Origin of the sequence: Paraburkholderia caffeinilytica (genome assembly GCF_003368325.1) — a bacterium.
Lineage (GTDB): Bacteria > Pseudomonadota > Gammaproteobacteria > Burkholderiales > Burkholderiaceae > Paraburkholderia > Paraburkholderia caffeinilytica.
Window position 1 is genome coordinate 484,245 of sequence record NZ_CP031467.1, and the last position, 19,377, is coordinate 503,621.

Annotated in this window: 12 protein-coding genes; 7 read left to right on the top strand and 5 right to left on the bottom strand. The window is 65.2% G+C overall.

The window, feature by feature from the left end:
- Positions 1–29: 29 nt before the first annotated feature.
- Together DSC91_RS18120 and DSC91_RS18125 are read left to right on the top strand one after the other, a co-directional pair.
- A complete protein-coding gene (locus DSC91_RS18120) occupies positions 30–2,609 on the top strand; it encodes a [protein-PII] uridylyltransferase (protein ID WP_115780236.1) in 2,580 nt (859 codons plus the stop codon).
- A 6-nt stretch (positions 2,610–2,615) separates the two neighbouring features.
- Positions 2,616–4,946, top strand: a complete 2,331-nt coding sequence (locus tag DSC91_RS18125) for a pseudouridine synthase (RefSeq protein WP_115780237.1) — start codon at positions 2,616–2,618, stop codon at positions 4,944–4,946.
- Between the two features lie 164 nt (positions 4,947–5,110).
- On the opposite strand, the gene def is transcribed toward DSC91_RS18125, so the two are convergent.
- From def to DSC91_RS18150, 5 genes are all read right to left on the bottom strand, one after another.
- Positions 5,111–5,644, bottom strand: coding sequence for a peptide deformylase (gene def, locus DSC91_RS18130; protein WP_115780238.1), 534 nt, complete (start codon positions 5,642–5,644; stop codon positions 5,111–5,113).
- Complete coding sequence (gene ligA, locus DSC91_RS18135) at positions 5,641–7,707, bottom strand: NAD-dependent DNA ligase LigA (protein WP_115780239.1); 2,067 nt, start codon at positions 7,705–7,707, stop codon at positions 5,641–5,643. Before ligA ends, def begins: the two co-directional genes overlap by 4 nt.
- A 165-nt stretch (positions 7,708–7,872) precedes the next feature.
- Positions 7,873–9,126: a cell division protein ZipA C-terminal FtsZ-binding domain-containing protein gene (locus DSC91_RS18140; RefSeq protein WP_115780240.1), complete on the bottom strand. Its 1,254-nt coding sequence runs from the start codon at positions 9,124–9,126 to the stop codon at positions 7,873–7,875.
- Positions 9,127–9,242: 116 nt separating this feature from the next.
- On the bottom strand, positions 9,243–12,761 hold the full coding sequence (gene smc / locus DSC91_RS18145; protein WP_115780241.1) for a chromosome segregation protein SMC: 3,519 nt from the start codon (positions 12,759–12,761) through the stop codon (positions 9,243–9,245).
- Between the two features lie 149 nt (positions 12,762–12,910).
- The gene (locus DSC91_RS18150; RefSeq protein WP_115780242.1) at positions 12,911–13,897 is read right to left on the bottom strand and encodes a DMT family transporter; all 987 of its coding nucleotides are present in this window, start codon (positions 13,895–13,897) and stop codon (positions 12,911–12,913) included.
- A 619-nt stretch (positions 13,898–14,516) separates the two neighbouring features.
- On the opposite strand from DSC91_RS18150, the gene dapC reads away from it, so the two are divergent.
- The 5 genes from dapC (at position 14,517) to prmB (ending at position 19,305) form a co-directional block, all read left to right on the top strand.
- Entirely contained in the window at positions 14,517–15,746 is a 1,230-nt protein-coding gene (gene dapC, locus DSC91_RS18155) for a succinyldiaminopimelate transaminase (protein ID WP_115780243.1), read from the top strand.
- Between the two features lie 76 nt (positions 15,747–15,822).
- A complete protein-coding gene (gene dapD, locus DSC91_RS18160) occupies positions 15,823–16,650 on the top strand; it encodes a 2,3,4,5-tetrahydropyridine-2,6-dicarboxylate N-succinyltransferase (RefSeq protein ID WP_115780244.1) in 828 nt (275 codons plus the stop codon).
- Entirely contained in the window at positions 16,650–17,015 is a 366-nt protein-coding gene (locus DSC91_RS18165) for an ArsC family reductase (protein ID WP_115780245.1), read from the top strand. Before dapD ends, DSC91_RS18165 begins: the two co-directional genes overlap by 1 nt.
- A gap of 249 nt (positions 17,016–17,264) precedes the next feature.
- On the top strand, positions 17,265–18,404 hold the full coding sequence (dapE, locus tag DSC91_RS18170; RefSeq protein WP_115780246.1) for a succinyl-diaminopimelate desuccinylase: 1,140 nt from the start codon (positions 17,265–17,267) through the stop codon (positions 18,402–18,404).
- A 16-nt stretch (positions 18,405–18,420) separates the two neighbouring features.
- Positions 18,421–19,305, top strand: a complete 885-nt coding sequence (prmB, locus tag DSC91_RS18175; protein ID WP_115780247.1) for a 50S ribosomal protein L3 N(5)-glutamine methyltransferase — start codon at positions 18,421–18,423, stop codon at positions 19,303–19,305.
- Positions 19,306–19,377 lie beyond the last annotated feature (72 nt).

Here is a 19,377-nt window from a genome sequence, read left to right on the forward strand (position 1 = left end):
GACTTCCGACCTCACCCGCCCGCCTGCCAATGAGTAGTGTTCCAGCCGTCGCCCAATCCCATGCCACGTCGCTCAAGGCGGACTACAAAGTGGCCAAAGCCCAGTTGCTGGAACGCTTCAAGACCGCCTCCAACGTCGACTCGCTGATGGCCGCCCTGGCGCGCGCCACGGACGAGTCGCTGCGCGCCGCCTGGAATACCTGCGAGCTGCCGCCCGATCTGGCGCTGCTCGCGGTCGGCGGCTACGGGCGGGGCGAACTCGCGCCGCACTCCGACATCGACATTCTGGTCCTGCTGCCCGACGCGCCGATTGCGCATCTGGAAGCGCGCATCGAACGTTTCATCAGTCTCGCGTGGGATTTGGGGCTCGAACTCGGCAGCAGCGTGCGCAGCGTGGCGCAGTGTGTCGAAGAAGCCGCCAACGACGTCACCGTGCGCACCTCGCTGCTCGAAGCGCGGCGCATTACGGGCAGCACCGCGCTCTTCGACGACTTTGCGAAGCGCTACCGCGAAACGCTCGCCCCCCGCGCGTTCTTCCAGGCCAAGGTGCTGGAAATGCGCCAGCGGCACGCCAAGTTCCAGGACACGCCGTATTCGCTCGAGCCGAACATCAAGGAAAGCCCGGGCGGCCTGCGCGATCTGCAACTGATTCTGTGGATTACCCAGGCGGCCGGTTTCGGCAGCAGCTGGCGCGAGCTCGAAGCACGCGGCCTGATCACCGAGCGCGAGGCGCGCGAATTGCGCCGCAACGAAGGCTTCCTGAAAACGCTGCGCGCCCGGTTGCATGTGACCGCCGGCCGCCGCCAGGACATTCTGGTGTTCGACCTGCAAACGCCGGTCGCCGAAAGCTTCGGCTACAAACCGACAGCCACCAAGCGCGCCAGCGAGCAGTTGATGCGCCGCTATTACTGGTCCGCCAAGGCCGTCACGCAGTTGGCCACGATCCTAATCCAGAATATCGAAGCTCAGCTTTTCCCCAACACGAGCGGCATCACGCGCGTGCTGTCGGACCGTTTCGTCGAGAAACAGGGCATGCTGGAAATCGCCAGCGACGACGTCTTCCAGCGCGAGCCGAACGCGATTCTCGAAGCCTTCCTGCTCTACGAGCAGACGCCCGGCGTGAAAGGTTTGTCGGCGCGCACGCTGCGCGCGATCTACAACGCCCGCGACGTGATGGATCAGCATTGGCGGCGCGATCCGGAAAACGGGCGCCTGTTCATGGACATCATGAAGCAGCCGGCCGGCATCACGCACGCGCTGCGGCTGATGAACCAGACCAGCGTGCTCGGGCGCTATCTGCTGAATTTCCGGCGCATCGTCGGACAGATGCAGCACGACCTCTATCACGTCTACACGGTCGATCAGCACATTCTCATGGTGTTGCGGAATCTGCGCCGCTTCGCGGTTGCCGAGCACGCGCACGAATATCCGTTCTGCAGCCAGCTGATCGCCAATTTCGACCGGCCGTGGGTGCTGTACGTGGCGGCGCTGTTTCACGACATCGCCAAAGGCCGCGGCGGCGACCATTCCACGCTCGGCATGGCCGACGCGCGGCGTTTCTGCCGCAATCACGGCATCGAGGGTGAAGACGGTGAACTGGTCGTCTGGCTGGTCCAGCAGCATCTGACCATGAGCCAGGTCGCACAGAAGCAGGATACGAGCGACCCCGAAGTCATCAAGCGCTTTGCCGAACTGGTCGGCAACGAGCGCCGGCTCACCGCGCTTTACCTGCTGACCGTGGCCGACATTCGCGGCACCAGCCCGAAAGTCTGGAACACATGGAAAGGCAAGCTGCTCGAGGACTTGTACCGCACGACCCTGGCGGTTCTGGGCGGCGCAAGGCCCGACGCGCATTCGGAATTGAAATCGCGCCAGGAAGAGGCGCTTGCGCTGCTGCGCCTCGAAACCGTGCCGGAAGGCGCGCAAAAAGTGCTGTGGGACAAGCTGGATATCGGCTATTTCCTGCGCCACGACGCGGCGGATATCGCGTGGCAGACCCGTGTGCTGTACCGGCACGTCGAAACCGCTACGCCGATCGTGAGGGCGCGCCCGTCGCCGATTGGCGAAGCGCTTCAGGTGCTCGTGTATGTGAAAGACCAGCCCGATCTGTTCGCGGGCATTTGCGCGTATTTCGACCGCAACGGCTTGTCGGTGCTCGATGCGCGGGTCAGTACGACGCGTCACGGGTACGCGCTCGATAATTTCCTCGTCGCGCATACCGAAGAAGACGTGCATTATCGCGATATTGCCAATCTGGTCGAACAGGAACTGACCGCACGCCTGACCGGTGACGGCACCCTGCTTCCGGGGCCGTCGAAAGGCCGTTTGTCACGGCTGTCGCGGACCTTCCCTGTTACGCCGCGCGTCGATCTTCGGGCCGACGAGCGCGGCCAATATTACATCCTGTCCGTGTCGGCGAACGACCGGCCAGGCCTTCTTTATTCAATCGCGCGCGTGCTGGCCGAGCACCGGGTCGGCGTCGCGTCGGCGCGGATCAATACGCTCGGCGAACGTGTCGAAGACGTGTTCCTGCTGGATGGACACGGTCTGTCGGACAACCGTCTGCAAATTCAGGTCGAGACCGAACTGCTGCGCGCGATTGCAGTGTGAGATTTCATGCGAGTCAAATTAACAGCCAAGCACCCGCGGCCGGCTTCGTCCGAACGCGCCCCTGTCCGTACCGGAAGCACCTCGGCGCGTAAGCCGACGCGCCCGGCCGGGCCGAAACCGTCCACGTCGACGGCGGGTTTTAGCGGGGCGCGGGGTGAAGGCGCCGGTGCGGCAGCGGGTGGCGGCAAGCGGCTGGCGGGTGCCGGTAAGCCGGCAGGCGCCGGTGCGCGTGCGCCGCGGGCTGAAGGATCGTTTTCCCGCGAGCGGGATGCGGGCGGTGCAGGCGCAACGCGCCGGGCACCGTCGGAACGCGCACCGAGGCGCGAAGGGGCCGGCGGTGCGCCGCGCCGCTTCGAGGGCAGTGGCGATCGCGCGCCGCGTCGCGACGACAGCGAGCGTGCACCACGTCGGTTTGAGGGCGGAGGAGACCGTGCTCCGCGTCGGGACGAGAGCGCTCGTGCACCCCGTCGATTTGAAGGTAGTGCTGATCGCAGCGAACGTGCTCCGCGCCGTGACGACGGCGAACGCCGCTCATTCAGCGGTCCGCGCCCGGGCGCCGGCCGGCCGTCGGAAGGCGGACCGCGCGGCGAGCGTCCGGCGCGCGACGCCTCGGATCGGCCCCGCTTCGGGGGCGACCGTGCACCACGCCGGGACGATGGTGAGCGTGCGCCCCGCCGGTTTGAAGGCGGCGGCGATCGTAGCGAACGCGCTCCGCGTCGCGCTGATGGCGAACGCAGCCAGGGCGCTCCGCGCCGCTTTGAGGGCAGCAGCGAGCGCAACGAGCGTGCGCCGCGTCGCTTTGAAGGCGGTGCGGATCGTGGCGAGCGCAGCCAGGGCACACCCCGCCGCTTCGAGGGAAGCTCGGACCGAAACGAACGCGCACCCCGCCGGTTTGAGGGCGGCGACCGTGCGCCGCGCCGGGACGATGGTGAGCGTGCGCCCCGCCGCTTCGAAGGCAACGCAGATCGCAGCGACCGCCCGGCCCGCAGTTTCGAAGGCAACCGCGCCCCGCGTCGCGACGACGGCGAACGTCGCTCGTTCAGCGGGCCGCGCCCGGGTGTCGGCCGTCCGTCGGAAGGCGGACCGCGCGGCCAGCGTCCGGCGCGCGACGCCTCGGATCGGCCCCGCTTCGGCAGCGACCGTGGCGCCCCGCAGGAGCGCCGCAGTGCTGAACGCGGGCCGCGCAGCGACAGCGCACCGCGCCGTTTTGACGGCGAACGTGGCGATTCCGGGCGTAGCGAGCGCACTTTCGCGAAGCCCGTCAAAAGTGGTTACGGTGACCGAACCGACCGTCCGGCGCGTACGCCGCGCGACGACCGCGGCGAACGGGCACCGGCCCGACATGAGTTCGGCGATCGTCCGCCGCGTGCCGGCGAGCGTAACGAGCGCAGCGACCGGGGCGAACGGCCCGCTCGCAGCTTCGACAAGACGCTGCCGGCCGCCGGCCGCCGCTTTGGCGATGACAACCGCCCTGCCCGTGCCGACAAACCGCGCAGCCCGGCGCCCGCAGCCAGAGCCAAACGCGACGATGACGCCGACGTCGCTCCGCGCACGCCGCGCCGCGATTACGAAGACGCGCCAGGCACGCTGCGCCTGTCCAAGCTGATGTCGGAACTCGGCCTGTGCTCGCGCCGCGAAGCGGACGAGTGGATCGAAAAAGGCTGGGTGCTGGTCGACGGCGAGCGGATCGACACGCTCGGCACCAAGGTCCGTCCGGACCAGCGCATCGAGATCGATCCCGCGGCAGAAGCCGCGCAAGCGAGCCAGGTGACGATCCTGATCCACAAACCCGTGGGCCTCGTATCGGGCCAGGCGGAAGACGGCTATCAGCCGGCGATCACGCTGGTCACGCCGGAAAACCGCTGGGAAGGCGACCATGCTGACATCCGCTTCTCGGTCGCGCATCTGCGTCAACTCGCGCCGGCCGGGCGCCTCGACATCGATTCGACGGGCCTCCTGGTGCTGACGCAGGACGGCCGCATCGCCAAGCAGCTGATCGGCGGCCATTCGGAGATCGACAAGGAATACCTGGTGCGCGTGTCATTCGGCGAGCACACCGCCGACGTCGAAAGCCACTTCCCGCCGGAAAGTCTCGCGCTGCTGCGCCACGGCCTCTCGCTCGACGACGTGCCGCTGAAGCCCGCCCAGGTCAGTTGGCAAAACGGCGAGCAACTGCGTTTCGTGCTGCGCGAAGGCAAGAAGCGCCAGATCCGCCGGATGTGCGAGCTGGTCGGCCTTGAAGTGATCGGCCTGAAGCGCGTGCGCATGGGCAAGGTGATGCTGGGCGCACTGCCGCCGGGCCAATGGCGCTATCTGTCCGCGGACGAGTCGTTTTGATGCCGGGAGCCTGGAGCTCAAACACTTAAACACTCAAACAGCGAAAACTCACGGTGTCCGCACCGTGAACACCCGCCCAACAAAAAAGCCCACGTGAAAACATGGGCTTTTTTTATGCCGGCGGCGCAAGCGTCGGTGCTTGCGCCGCCGGCCGGAATACGGCGTCAGTCGTCGTTATTCGGGTCCAAATCCGGAAACAGGACTTCAGTGAAGCCGAACTTCGCGAAATCGTTGATCCGCATCGGATACAGCTTGCCAATCAGGTGGTCGCACTCATGCTGCACGACACGCGCGTGAAAACCCTCGGCGACTCGGTCGATCGGCTTGCCGTACTGATCGAAGCCGTGATACTTGATCATCGAAAACCGGCTCACCGCGCCGCGCAACCCCGGCACGGACAGGCAGCCTTCCCAGCCCTCTTCCATGTCCAGCGACACCGGCGTGATGGTCGGGTTGATCAGCACGGTCTCCGGCACCGGCGGCGCATCCGGATAGCGTTCGCTGTGCCCGAAGCCGAAGATCACCACCTGCAGATTGACGCCGATCTGCGGCGCGGCGAGCCCCGCGCCGTTCGCGTCGTGCATGGTCTCGAACATGTCTTTGACGAGCTCATGCAATTCCGGCGTGTCGAAGTGATCGACCGGATCGGCAATTTGCAAAAGGCGCGGATCGCCCATCTTGAGAATTTCGCGGATCATAACTGCCCCTCCAGGAGCTTGCGCATACCATCTTCGTCGAGTACGGGGATGCCGAGTTCCTCGGCTTTTACCAACTTGCTGCCCGCTTCGGCCCCCGCCACCACATAGTCCGTTTTCTTCGACACCGACCCGGCCACTTTGGCGCCGGCCGCTTCGAGCATTTCTTTCGCCTCTTCGCGGGCCAGCGTCGGCAAGGTGCCGGTCAGGACAATCGTCTTGCCGGCCAGCACACCTTGCGGCGCCTTCGGCGCGGGCGGTCCTTCGGGCCACGTAACCTTGCCCGGCGCGCGTAGTTGCTCGATCACCGTGCGGTTGTGCTCTTCGGCGAAAAACCGATGGATCGACTCGGCCACCACAGGACCCACGTCGTTCACTTCCAGCAATTCTTCGACCGAAGCATCCATGATCGGATTCAGCGAGCCGAAATGTTTGGCAAGATCTTTTGCCGTCGATTCGCCCACATGCCGGATACCGAGCGCGTAAATGAAGCGCGCGAGCGTGGTGTGCTTGGCCTTTTCGAGCGAGTCGAGCAGATTCTGCGCGGACTTTTCGGCGAAACGGTCGAGTTCGGCCAGCGTCGCAAAGCCGACGTTGAACAGATCGGCCGGCGTGCGCACCAGGTTCTGCTCGACGAGCTGATCAATGATCTTTTCACCGAGCCCGTCGATATCCAGCGCTCGCCGTTGCGCGAAGTGCCACAGCGCCTGCTTGCGCTGCGCCGGGCAGAACAGGCCTCCCGTGCAGCGCGCAATCGCTTCGTCCGGCAGCCGTTCGATGCTCGAACCGCACACCGGACAGTGCGTGGGCATGACAAATTCGCGCGCGTCGTCCGGGCGGCGGTCGAGCAGCGCGCTCACCACTTCGGGAATCACGTCGCCGGCGCGCCGCACGATCACCGTGTCGCCAATGCGGATATCTTTGCGGCGCACTTCGTCTTCATTGTGCAACGTCGCGTTCGTCACCGTCGCGCCGCCGACGAACACCGGCTCCAGCCGTGCAACTGGCGTGATCGCGCCGGTGCGGCCCACCTGCACGTCGATCGCGACGAGTTTGGTCAGCGCTTCCTGCGCGGGGAATTTGTGCGCGAGAGCGAAACGCGGCGCGCGCGAGACAAAGCCGAGCGCGTCCTGTTCATCGCGCCGGTTGACTTTGTAGACGACGCCGTCGATATCGTAAGGCAGCGTGTCGCGCTTTTCGCCTACGGCGTGGAAGAACCCCAGCAAGCCCTCGGCGCCCTGCACCACCGCGCGCTCGCCATTCACCGGCAAGCCGAGTTCCTTGTACCAGTCGAGCAGTTCGCTATGCGTGGCCGGCATTTCGATGCCTTCGACCACGCCGATTCCATAAGCGAAGAACGACAGCGGCCGCTGCGCAGTGATCTTCGAATCGAGCTGCCGCAAACTGCCCGCGGCAGCGTTACGCGGATTAGCGAATTCCTTTTGCTCGGCGGCCCGCTGGCGCTCGTTCAGGCGTTCAAAATCGCGCTTGAACATGAGCACTTCGCCGCGCACGTCGAGCACGTGCGGCACGCGTTTGCCCTTGAGCTTGAGCGGAATGGAACGGATCGTGCGGACGTTTTCGGTGACGTTCTCGCCCGTGGCGCCATCGCCGCGCGTGGACGCCTGGACGAACGTGCCGTCGACGTAACGCAGCGAGATGGCAAGGCCGTCGAACTTCAGTTCGGCCGCGTAATCCACCGGCACCGGCGGTTCGCTCGCGTTCTTGCCGAGCGCGTCGCCGACGCGCTTGTCGAACGCGACGATGTCTTCGTCGGCAAAGCCGTTGTTCAGCGAGAGCATGGGCTGATCGTGCACGACCGGCTCGAAGCCGCTCGACGCCTCGCCGCCCACGCGCTGAGTGGGCGAATCCGGCACCACCAGGTCCGGGTGCTCCGTCTCGATTCGCTCCAGTTCCTTGAAGAGCTTGTCGTACTCCGCGTCCGGCAAGTCGGGCTGGTCGAGTACGTAGTACGCATAGTTGGCGCGTTCGAGTTCCGCGCGCAGCCACGCGGCCCGCTCTGCCGGAGCGCTGGTTGCAGGGTTTGAGGCGGGGGTTCGGGCCATGCTGTCGGAAGGTTCTTCAATGAAATTCAGACATTGGATTATCGCAGGAAGCGTGCCCCTTTACATCGGCCGAATGGCCAGTTTCATGCGTTCGTTATTGCATCTCAAACGCCAACGGCCGCACATCGTGCGGCCGTTGAAGTCCTGCATGAAAAAGCAGAGCCGTTACTGGCTGAACAGCCGCCGCGTGGCCGGCGAACCCGCCGGAATGCCCGCCTGTTCGAGCTTCGCATAAAGCGTCATCAACTGCTTTTCGATCGCCAGCAGCGAGGTTTCCGGCAGCGGACGGCGCCCATCGTCGACCACCCTTCCGCCGATGCGCTCAGCCAGCGATTTCGCGTAGTCGCACATCAGGCGGAACGGCAGGATGTCTTCGTCCGCGACCGGCACGTCGAGCACCAGCGTGATCATCTGGCCGCCCTTGTAGGTCAGGTCGTCGCGCAGGAAATTGGTGTCGCCGAATTGCAGCATGAACACCGGGCTCTGCTTCGCGTCGAGCTTGACGAAACGCGTGCCGTCGCGCGAGAGCAGCAAGCCGTCCTGCGAGGCGACAGCCTGGACGTAGTTGGCCGACCACGGCGCCCCGTCGGACAGCACGTTGATCGACAGCTGCGCATCGCACTGCGCGGCGAAGCCGTCGAGCTCGCGCGCCATCGCGACCGTTTCCAGCATGTCGGGAAATTCCGGCGACGCGTCGAGCGCATCGGCAAACTGCTGCACGCCGGTCACGAACTCCGAGAACTCCAGCTCGTTGAGCGCGCCACTGCGATTGGCCAGTTGCGCGGCGGCGCGCAGCTCTTCGTAGCGCGCGCCGTTTTGCAGCAATTCCCACGCACCGCCTTCGAGCTTGCCCTCGATATGCACCGGCTTGCTGCCGGCGCGGCGCAAACGCTGCGCAAGCGGAATCACCTTGTCGCCGGCCACGGGCCCGTTCAAACGAATCGGCACGATGCAGTCGATGCGGCGATCGACGATAGCCGGCGGCGCCGACGAAATCGTCGTGGCGGCGGGCAGGATCGGCTCGACCGGTTCGTCGGCCTTCGTAGCGTGACCGCCTTCGGCCTCGGCAATGCCTTCCGCTTCCGGATAGCCGTTCGGCGTGGTCGTCTCGGCCTGGATATCGGCCGGCGTATCGAGCGGCGCAGCAGTTGCGCCAAACGTCGGTTCGACCCGCGCCGCCGCGGTTTCCGCCGCCACATCCGCACCCACTACCGGCTCGCGCCGCGTAGTCGGCCGGGCCGGTTCGATAAACGGACTCTGCTCTTCCTGATCGTCCCGTGCGAAACTTTCGGCGGTGTCGGCCGGCATCGGACGCGGCATCTTGCGGCGCACCTTCGCGCCCTGCCATGCGTTGTACACGACCACGCCCCCGACCACCACGGCGCCCGCGCCGATCAAACCGAGTGTCAACTCGTCCATGCATGCTCCATCAGCAATTCTTCTGTCTGCGCGGCTAGCGCCCGCCCCACGTGTCGCGCGGCCGATGGCCGCTGCGCTGAACGCGGGCGCCCGCGATGATCAATCGAAACAAAAACTCAAACGATATTCTGGGCGAAACCAGCCGCCGTTTCCATGTCGACGGCAACGATCCGCGACACGCCCTGCTCCTGCATGGTCACGCCGATCAGCTGCTGGGCCATCTCCATCGCGATCTTGTTGTGCGAAATGAACAGGAACTGCGTCTTGTCCGACATCGCGCGCACGAGGTTCGCGAAACGTTCCGTGTTGGCGTCGTCGAGCGGCGCGTCCACTTCGTCGAGCAGACAGAACGGCGCGGGATTCAGCTGGAACATCGCGAACACCAGTGCGGTGGCGGTCAATGCCTTCTCGCCGCCCGACAGCAGGTGAATCGTCGAGTTCTTCTTGCCCGGCGGCTGCGCCATCACCTGCACGCCGGCGTCGAGAATCTCGTCGCCGGTCATGATCAGCCTGGCCTGGCCACCGCCGAAAAGACGCGGGAACAGCTCGCCGAAATGACGGTTCACTTCGTCGAAGGTGCCTTGCAGCAGCGTGCGCGTTTCGCCGTCGATCTTGCGGATCGCGTCTTCCAGCGTTTCGATCGCGTTGTTCAGGTCGGCCGATTGCGAATCGAGGAACGTCTTGCGCTCGGTCGCCGCTTTCAGTTCGTCGAGCGCGGCCATGTTGACCGGGCCGAGCGCCGTGATCGCGTTGTTGATCCGCGTGACTTCGCCTTGCAGGTAGGACGGCTTCATGTCCGGCGTGAGCTTGGCCTGCAATTCGGCTTCATCGACGCCGGCTGCCGCCAGTTGCTCGATGAACTGCTCGCCGTTCAGGCGCGCGGCCTGTTCCTTCAACTGCAATTCGTTGATGCGGTCGCGCAGCGGTTGCAGCGCACGCTCTGCGCTCAGGCGGGTTTCGTCGGCGGCACGCAGCTTGGCGGTCAGGTCGTCCAGCTCCAGACGCGCGGCGTGCAGCGCTTCTTCCTTGACCGCGCGAATATCGAGCGCGTCCTGCAAGCCGGTGTGCGCGGTTTGCTGGTTGATCGTTTCGAGCTCGGCGCGCGCATCTTCCAGCGACGCGGCGACACGCTCGCTCTGTTCGTGAGAGACCTGGATGCTGCGCTTCAATTCGTCGATGCGGTTCGCCATGTTGCGCGCGGCGAAGCGCGCGTCGGTGGCGACCCGATCGAGATCGCGCGATTGAGCGCGCGCGGCGGTAAGCGCTTCGTCGAGTGCCTCGAAAGCCAATTGATGATCTTCGAAACGCGCCTGCAATTCGGCGAGTTCGGCATCGTGACGCTCGAAATTCGCTTCCGATTCGCCACGCAAGGCGCGCTGCTCTTCGATCTGCGCGGTAATTTCTTCGAGCTCTTCGCGGATTTGCGTGCTGCGCTGCGTGTAGCGCTCGTGCGCTTGCGCGAGCTTGAGCACGTCCATCTGCAAAGCGTGCACGCGCTGGGTCGCGCGCTCCGACTGTTGGCGCACGTCGGTCAACGCTTGCGCGGCTTGCGTGTGCGCGGCTTCGGCGCGGATCGCGGCGGCCTTCGCCTCGTCGGCCAGCAACGCTTGCGCACGCACCTGACGGCCCAGGTTTTCGATTTCCTGCTGACGGGCCAGCATGCCGGCCTGTTCGGAATCGGCGGCATACAACTGAACGCCGACACGCGTCACCACGTGGCCGGCCTTCACGACGAACGAGCCGCCTTCCGGCAATTGCGCGCGCATGGCGAGTGCCTGCTGCAGATCGTCGGCGACGAAGGCGAGGCCGAGCCAGTCGTTCAGCACGGCGCGAATACCGGCATCGTCGATACGAACCAGCGACAGCAGCGGCCGCAAAGCCGGCGGCGTGGCAACCGGCTGACCGGCTGCCGGCGGTGCGTAGAACGCGAGCTTGGCGGGCGGCGCGTCGGTGGCGAACGCCTTGACCCAGTCGAGGTTCGACACTTCCAGGGCAGCGAGCCGCTCGCGCAGCACCGCTTCGAGCGCGGCTTCCCAGCCGGCTTCGACGTGCAGCTTCTTCCACAGACGCGGCAAGCCGTTCAGCTCGTGCTTTTCGAGCCACGGCTGGATCTTGCCTTCGGTCTGGACGTTTTCCTGCAATTGTTTGAGCGCGGCAAGGCGTGCGTCGAGCTGGTGAATCTGTGCGCTTTCCGACTGCACGCGCTCCTGGGCCGCGCGCCGTTCGCCGTCGAGACGCGGCAGCGTTTCCTGCGCGTCGGCAAGACGGGCCTGCGCGTCGTGCAGGATTTCTTCGTGCTCGGCGAGCTGCATGCGCAGGTCTTCGAGTTGCGCTTCGTCGGGCGCATCGAGACCGCCCGCTTCCGACTTCAGCCGCTCGTGACGCTGCTGCAGCTGCTGCAATTGCTGATCGGCGTTGCGCTGATGCGCGGCTTCGAGCTTCAAAGCCTGTTCGGTCTGCGCGATCCCGCCGCGCTCGGCGTTCAATTCGGTTTGCGCATCGCGCCAGCGCGCTTCCAGCGCCGGCATCGCGTCGTGCTTGGCGGCGGCTTCGTCTTCGGCCAGCGCGGCTTTTTCTTCGGCGACAGCCAGTTGTTCTTCAGCGTCTTCGAGATCGTCTTGTGCTTTTTGGGCTTGCGACTGCCACTGCTCACGCTGCGCGGTCAGGGCGGCGATCTGCGCCTGCACGCGGTTGCGCGATTCGACGATGAACTTGATCTCGGCCTCGAGGCGGCTGACTTCCGCATTCGCCTCGTACAACGCACCTTGTGCGCCCTGCATTGCGTCGCTGGCGGAATAATGCGCGACGCGCAGCGTTTCGAGCTGCGCCTCGACTTCGCGCAGCTTTGCGGTTTGCGCCTCGAGGTCGATTTGAGCCTGCTCGATCGCGCGCTGCTGGCGCTCCTGCTCGCTGCCGGCTTCGTTCTTGCGCAGCAGCCACAACAGACGCTGCTTCTCTTCGCCGTCGGTCTGCAGATCCTTGTATTTGGTCGCGACAATCGCCTGCGCTTCGAGCTTCTCGAGATTCGCCCCGAGTTCGCGGACGATGTCCTCAACCCGCGTCAGATTCTCGCGCGTGTCGTGCAAACGGTTCTCGGTTTCGCGGCGGCGTTCCTTGTACTTCGACACGCCCGCGGCTTCTTCGAGGAACACGCGCAGCTCTTCGGGCTTCGCCTCGATCAGGCGCGCGATCATGCCCTGCCCGATGATCGCGTACGCACGCGGCCCGAGGCCGGTGCCGAGGAAGATGTCCTGAATGTCGCGGCGGCGCGCCGGCAGGTTGTTGATGTAGTAGCTCGAGGTGCCGTCGCGCGTGAGCACGCGCTTGACGGCGATTTCGGCATACTGTCCCCACTGCCCGGCGGCGCGGCCGTCGGCGTTGTCGAACACGAGTTCGACGCTGGCGCGGCTACCCGGCTTGCGCGCGGTCGAGCCATTGAAGATCACGTCCTGCATCGACTCGCCGCGCAGCTCGGAGGCGCGCGATTCGCCGAGCACCCAGCGCACGGCGTCGATGATGTTGGACTTGCCGCACCCATTCGGTCCGACCACGCCGACAAGCTGGCCCGGGACCTGGAAATGCGTGGGATCGACGAATGACTTGAAGCCAGCGAGTTTGATCGAGGTCAGACGCACGGCGATTTCGCTGTTTGAAAAGGGAAAATAAAAGGTGGCTCGTGAAGGCCGCACCGGCCGTTCGCCAATGCAGCGGAACGGCCCGCGATCCCCCGCGACACGGGCGCCAACCGCACGCGATGAAGCGTGCGCCAGCTAATGAGGGGCAATCATACCATCGCACGCGAGCGGTTCTTAGCGTCCTTACGGTCTGCACCTTCGCCGACGTCCGGACCCTCATCCTGATTGGCCGGATCAGGCGGCAAGGCACGGGTTCGATGCATCCAGCTGGACAATGCCGACGCCAGCACGATGCACGCGCCGCCGGCCCATTCGCGCGGACCCGGCGACTCGCCGGCAAAGAGCCACGCGGACAAGGCCGTCACCACGAGCTCGAACAGCATGATGATCGACGCCCGATTGGCCGGCACACGCGCGAGTCCATACTGCACGAGCATATTGTTCGAGGCCAGCAGAAAACCGAGGCCAAGCACCAGCAGCGCGGCCGTGCCGAGATGCGCGCCGGCGGGCGGTGCGGGCATCGCCTCGAACAGCGATGCAAAGGCGCTGAAAATCGCCGCCCCGCCGAAGATCGTCGCGGTACGCATTTCGGGCTTCATCTCGGGCAGCACGCGGCTCGTCTTGAGGATCAGCACGTTGCTCATCGCGAAACCCATGCCGCCCGCGAGCCCCGCCCATTCGGCGAGGTTGCCGGGCACGGGGATACCCAGCTGCGGCGACCACAGCATGGTCATCGCGCCGGCCAGCGACAGCGCGGCGAGGCCGGCGCCCGCCCACGTGAGCCGTTCGTGGAGGATGAAATGCGCAAAAAGCGCGGTCCAGGCGGGCGTGAGATAGAACAGCAGCAGGACGCGCATCACCTCGCCGTGGATCGAGCCCCACACGAAACCCAGATTGGTCACGCCGGCTGCCAGCGCGAGAGCCGGCAGCAGCCAGTGCCAGCGTACGGTTTTCAGCGCGCGATGACGGACCAGCAGGACGAACAGGCAACCGGCCCCGCTCGTCAGCGAGCTCGCCGCCGCGCCGGTTACGCCGAGCGCATTCAGCATGCGCAGCGGATACCAGATCATTCCCCATACGGACGCGCCGAGCATGATTGCCAGGGTGGGCCAGCCTGTGCGAAGCCAGTTGGTCATGATGTGAGACTCCCGCGGCGGTTGCTGCTCCTGCGGGCGATGTTGCCGACTTTGCCGGCGGCGGCGTTCTTGCGCCGCCTTTGTCCGAGTCGTCCCAGTCGTCCGAGCCGTCCGGATGTCTCCGTTGCTGCTAGATACATTGCTGCTCCTGCTCACTTTTTACGCGAACCGTCCGCGGTTCGCGTCGTTCCCGCTGCGTCGCATTGCCTACGTCGCATTGCCCGCGCCGCCTGGCGGGTTGCGCCGCGTCTTACACGCGAGGCGTCGCAATACCAGGCACCTTCAATGTGCCCCTGCTACCTTGTGTGGCGGCACTTTGCGTGCGTTCGGGCCATTGCGGCCCTGAGTCGTCCTCGATCCTACCGTTAGTCATGTCCCAGTTGCGTGCGTTCTGGCTGGCTCGGGTGACTTTGGCTCGCATACGACCGCGCCGCCACGAATTTCCCGCCCAGATCGCCGCCGCGCCATGCCGGCCCGCGAACGGCCGCGTGCCACGCTATAATCATCCGCTCGCCGCTGCGATTGTTTTCGCGCCTTTCAGGCGTTTTGCCGTCTGCGCGCGCCCGGCATTTCCCTGCATCCGTCTCCCGCCCATCTTCGATCAGGCTCGATCCGCTCAGTGAACCCGCTACTCGACTCCCTTCAGCCCTATCCGTTCGAAAAGCTGCGTGCGCTTTTCAAGGACGTCACGCCGCCGGCCGGCCTCGCGCACATCAGCTTCGGCATCGGCGAACCGAAACATCCCACGCCCGCGCTGATTCGCGACGCGGTGATTGCCTCGCTCGGCGGTTTGTCGGCGTATCCGGCCACGATCGGCTCACCGGCACTGCGCGAGTCGATCGCGACATGGGTGACGCAGCGCTATAACCTGCCTCCGGTCGACCCGGCCACCCAGGTGCTGCCGGTGTCGGGCTCGCGCGAGGCGCTTTTTGCGTTCGCCCAAACGGTCATCAACCCGGTCATCGACCCCAAGCTCAATGCTGACGGCGAGCCTGCGATCGTACTCTGTCCGAACCCGTTCTACCAAATCTATGAAGGCGCGGCGATTCTGGCCGGCGCGCAGCCGTACTTCGTGAATAGCGACCCGGCGCGCAACTTCGCCTGCGACTATTCGGCGGTCCCGGCCGACATCTGGGCGCGCACGCAGCTGCTGTACGTGTGCTCGCCGGGCAATCCCACCGGCGCGGTGCTCACGCTCGAGGACTGGCGCGAACTGTTCGCGCTGTCGGACCGCTACGGCTTCGTGATCGCCTCGGACGAGTGCTACTCGGAAATCTACTTCGACGAAGCCAATCCGCCGCTTGGCGGCCTGGAAGCAGCCCATAAGCTCGGCCGTGGCTTCGAGCGCCTCGTGATGCTGTCGAGCCTGTCCAAGCGCTCCAATGTGCCGGGCATGCGCTCGGGCTTCGTGGCGGGCGACGCGGCGATCCTGAAAGACTTCCTGCTATACCGGACATACCACGGCGCGGCCTTGTCGACGGTGTTCCAGAATGCCAGCATCGCGGCCTGGAATGACGAAACGCACGTGCGCGAGAACCGCGCGAAGTACGTGCAGAAGTTCTCCACCGTGACGCCGATGCTCGCCGAAGTGCTCGACGTGCGCCTGCCGGACGCCGCGTTCTACCTGTGGGCGGACGTCTCGCGCACCGGCCTGTCGGACACCGAGTTCGCCCAGCGCCTCTACGCCGACTATAATGTGACGGTTCTGCCGGGCTCGTTCCTCGCGCGCACTGCGCACGGCGTGAATCCCGGCCGCAATTTCGTGCGTATGGCGCTCGTCGCCGATGTCGACGAATGCACGCAGGGCGCACAACGAATCGTCGACTTTTGCCGCGCGCTCGCGGGTTGAGTTTTTGTGAGTGATTCAGCAACCCCGCGCACCGCATTCCCTTCTTCAGACTTCAACTCTTCAGAAAAGCACGCATATGTCGCAACAACTTCAGCAGATCATTGATACCGCCTGGGACAACCGCGCCGACCTGTCGCCGAAGGCCGCGCCGGCCGAGGTGCGCGAAGCCGTCGCCCACGCCATCGAGCAACTGGACAAGGGCGCGCTGCGCGTCGCCGAAAAGAAGGACGGCGACTGGGTCGTCAATCAATGGCTGAAGAAAGCCGTGCTGCTGTCGTTCCGCCTGGAAGACAACGTGGTGCAACCGGCCGGCGGCTACTCGCAGTTCTACGACAAGGTGCCGTCGAAGTTCGCCAACTACACCGCTGAAGACTTCGCCGCCGGCGGCTTCCGCGTGGTGCCGCCCGCCATCGCGCGCCGCGGCTCGTTCATCGCGAAGAACGTCGTGCTGATGCCGTCGTACACCAACATCGGCGCCTATGTGGACGAAGGCACGATGGTCGACACGTGGGCGACCGTCGGCTCGTGCGCGCAGATCGGCAAGAACGTCCACCTGTCGGGCGGCGTGGGCATTGGCGGCGTGCTGGAGCCGCTGCAGGCCAATCCGGTCATCATCGAAGACAACTGCTTCATCGGCGCGCGTTCCGAAGTGGTGGAAGGCGTGATCGTCGAAGAAAACTCGGTGATCTCGATGGGCGTGTACCTCGGCCAGAGCACCAAGATTTATGACCGCGAGACCGGTGAAGTCACGTACGGCCGCATTCCGGCGGGCTCGGTGGTGGTGGCGGGCAACCTGCCGTCGAAGGACGGCTCGCACAGCCTGTACTGCGCCGTGATCGTCAAGAAGGTCGACGCCAAGACGCGTGCGAAGGTCGGCCTGAACGAGCTGCTGCGAGGCGACTGATGGCACGCGGCACCAAGACCGTCGTCTACGGCATCCCGAACTGCGACACCGTGAAGAAGGCCCGTGTGTGGCTGGAAGAGCACGGCGTCGAGTTCGAGTTCCACGACTTCAAGAAGCACGGCGTGACCGAGCCGCTGGTTCAGGACTGGCTGAAAGACGTGAAACTCGACGCATTGCTGAACCGTCGCGGCACGACCTGGCGCGGCCTGTCCGACGACATGAAGGCGGCGGCGGACACGCAGTCGGGCGCGATCGCGTTGATGATTCACAAGCCGTCGGTGATCAAGCGGCCGGTGCTGGTGGTCAACGGAAAGGTCAAGTCGCTCGGTTTTTCCGTGGACGAATATACGACACTGTTTGCGTGACGGCGGTCGCCTCGGCGTGGCGCCATCCGCTTTAACCTGGCGTTGTTTGTCTGGGCGCACGCCGTTTGCCGACGCGCATGCCCGTTCGCGTGATTCGGCGCACGGGACTGAACGTCTGGCTCGGCGTCACGATCGAATGCGGCACGCAGTAAAACGCGGCCTCGCCGCGTTGCTTAAAAGCTGTTGCCGGCTGCGGTGCCCAACCGCGAGCCGGCATTTTTTCATTTCAAAGTGGCTTGTACTGAATCCATGTCCGGCACCCTCGCCCTTACCGAACAACTGATCGCGCGCGCCTCCGTGACGCCCGACGACCAGCATTGCCAGCGCCTCCTGATCGAACGCCTGGCCGCGCTCGGCTTCGAGCACGAGACGATCGAATCGAACGGTGTGACCAACCTGTGGGCCGTGAAGCGCGGCGTCGACGGCACGCGCGGCAAGCTGCTCGCGTTCGCCGGCCACACGGACGTCGTGCCGACCGGCCCGCTCGAACAATGGCGCTCGGCGCCGTTCGAGCCGACCCATCGTGACGGCAAGCTCTACGGCCGCGGCGCGGCGGACATGAAGGCGTCGATCGCCGGTTTCGTGGTGGCGAGCGAGGAATTCGTCGCGGCGCACCCCGCGCATCGCGGCTCGATCGCGTTCCTGATTACAAGCGACGAAGAAGGCCCCGCCACCGACGGCACCGTCAAGGTCGTCGAAGCACTGCAGGCACGCGGCGAGCGCATGGACTACTGCATCGTCGGCGAACCGACCTCGAGCGCGCAGTTCGGCGACATGGTGAAAAACGGCCGGCGCGGTTCCATGTCGGGCAAGCTGATCGTCAAGGGCGTGCAAGGCCATATCGCCTACCCGCATCTGGCGAAAAACCCGGTGCATCTGCTCGCGCCCGCGCTGGCCGAGCTCGTCGCCGAACGCTGGGACGACGGCAACGAGTACTTCCCGCCCACCACCTGGCAGGTATCGAACATCCACGGCGGCACCGGCGCGACCAACGTGATTCCCGGTCATGCGGACGTAATGTTCAATTTCCGCTTTTCGACGGCGAGCACGGTGGAAGGCCTGCAGGCTCGCGTCCATGCAATCCTCGACAAGCACGGTCTCGAATACGACCTGCAATGGACCGTGAGCGGCCTGCCGTTCCTCACGCCGCGCGGCGACCTGTCGAACGCGCTGGCAAAAGCAATCAAGGACGAAACCGGCGTCACGACTGAACTGTCCACCACCGGCGGCACCTCGGATGGCCGCTTCATCGCGCGCATGTGCCAGCAGGTGATCGAATTCGGCCCGCTGAACGCCAGCATCCACAAGATCGACGAACATATCGAAGTCGCACATATCGAGCCGCTAAAGAACGTGTATCGCCGCGTGCTCGAACAACTGATCGCCTGACCAAGGAATTTCTGCGATGACGCTCCCGTTTTCCACCGTCCGCGACCTGCTGCGTTTCGCGGTGTCGCGCTTCAACCAGGCCGAGCTGTCGTTCGGCCATGGCTCGGCCAACGCCTACGACGAAGCCGCCTATCTGATCCTGCACACGCTGCATCTGCCACTCGATCTGCTGGAGCCGTTTCTCGACGCGCGTCTCTCCGCGGCTGAAATCGATGCCGTGCTGAACGTGATCGAGCGCCGTGCCGGCCAGCGCGTGCCGGCTGCCTACATCACGCAGGAAGCGTGGATGCACGGCTTCCACTTCTATGTGGATGAACGCGTGATCGTGCCGCGCTCGTTCATCGGCGAGTTGCTGCAGGACGGCCTGCAACCTTACGTCGAAGATCCCGAACAGGTCGGCGCCGTGCTCGAGTTGTGCACCGGGTCCGGCTGCCTCGCGATCCTCGCGGCGCACGCGTTCCCGAACGCGGATATCGACGCCGTCGATCTCTCCGCCCCTGCTCTCGAGGTCGCCACGCGCAACGTCGCGGACTACAGGCTCGACGACCGCGTCGCCCTCTTCGAGGGCGATCTGTACGCGCCGCTCGCCGAGCGCCGCTACGACGTGATTATCACCAACCCGCCGTACGTGAACGCCGCCTCGATGCAGGCGCTGCCGGCCGAATACAAGCACGAGCCCGACATGGCGTTGGCGGGCGGCGCGGACGGCATGGACATCGTGCGCCGGATCATTGCCGAAGCGCGCAACTGGCTGACCGAAGACGGCGTGCTGGTGGTCGAGATCGGCAACGAGCGCGCGAACGTCGAAGCGGCATTCGGCGGTCTCGATCTGGTCTGGCTGTCGACGAGTGCCGGCGACGACAACGTGTTTCTGATTCAGGCCGCGGATCTGCCGGTGTAACGCTGTATCGCTGTATCGCCGGACCACCCGAGCGCCGGACCGCTTTATCGCACGACACGCGCCGCAGGCGTT

What these genes read in the sequence shown, in the direction of transcription:
- DSC91_RS18120 (WP_115780236.1), top strand. Translation starts at nt 30, where the DNA reads ATGAGTAGTGTTCCAGCCGTCGCCCAATCCCATGCCACGTCGCTCAAG.
- DSC91_RS18125 (WP_115780237.1), top strand. Translation starts at nt 2,616, where the DNA reads ATGCGAGTCAAATTAACAGCCAAGCACCCGCGGCCGGCTTCGTCCGAA.
- def (WP_115780238.1), bottom strand. Translation starts at nt 5,644, where the DNA reads ATGATCCGCGAAATTCTCAAGATGGGCGATCCGCGCCTTTTGCAAATT.
- ligA (WP_115780239.1), bottom strand. Translation starts at nt 7,707, where the DNA reads ATGGCCCGAACCCCCGCCTCAAACCCTGCAACCAGCGCTCCGGCAGAG.
- DSC91_RS18140 (WP_115780240.1), bottom strand. Translation starts at nt 9,126, where the DNA reads ATGGACGAGTTGACACTCGGTTTGATCGGCGCGGGCGCCGTGGTGGTC.
- DSC91_RS18150 (WP_115780242.1), bottom strand. Translation starts at nt 13,897, where the DNA reads ATGACCAACTGGCTTCGCACAGGCTGGCCCACCCTGGCAATCATGCTC.
- dapD (WP_115780244.1), top strand. Translation starts at nt 15,823, where the DNA reads ATGTCGCAACAACTTCAGCAGATCATTGATACCGCCTGGGACAACCGC.
- DSC91_RS18165 (WP_115780245.1), top strand. Translation starts at nt 16,650, where the DNA reads ATGGCACGCGGCACCAAGACCGTCGTCTACGGCATCCCGAACTGCGAC.
- dapE (WP_115780246.1), top strand. Translation starts at nt 17,265, where the DNA reads ATGTCCGGCACCCTCGCCCTTACCGAACAACTGATCGCGCGCGCCTCC.
- prmB (WP_115780247.1), top strand. Translation starts at nt 18,421, where the DNA reads ATGACGCTCCCGTTTTCCACCGTCCGCGACCTGCTGCGTTTCGCGGTG.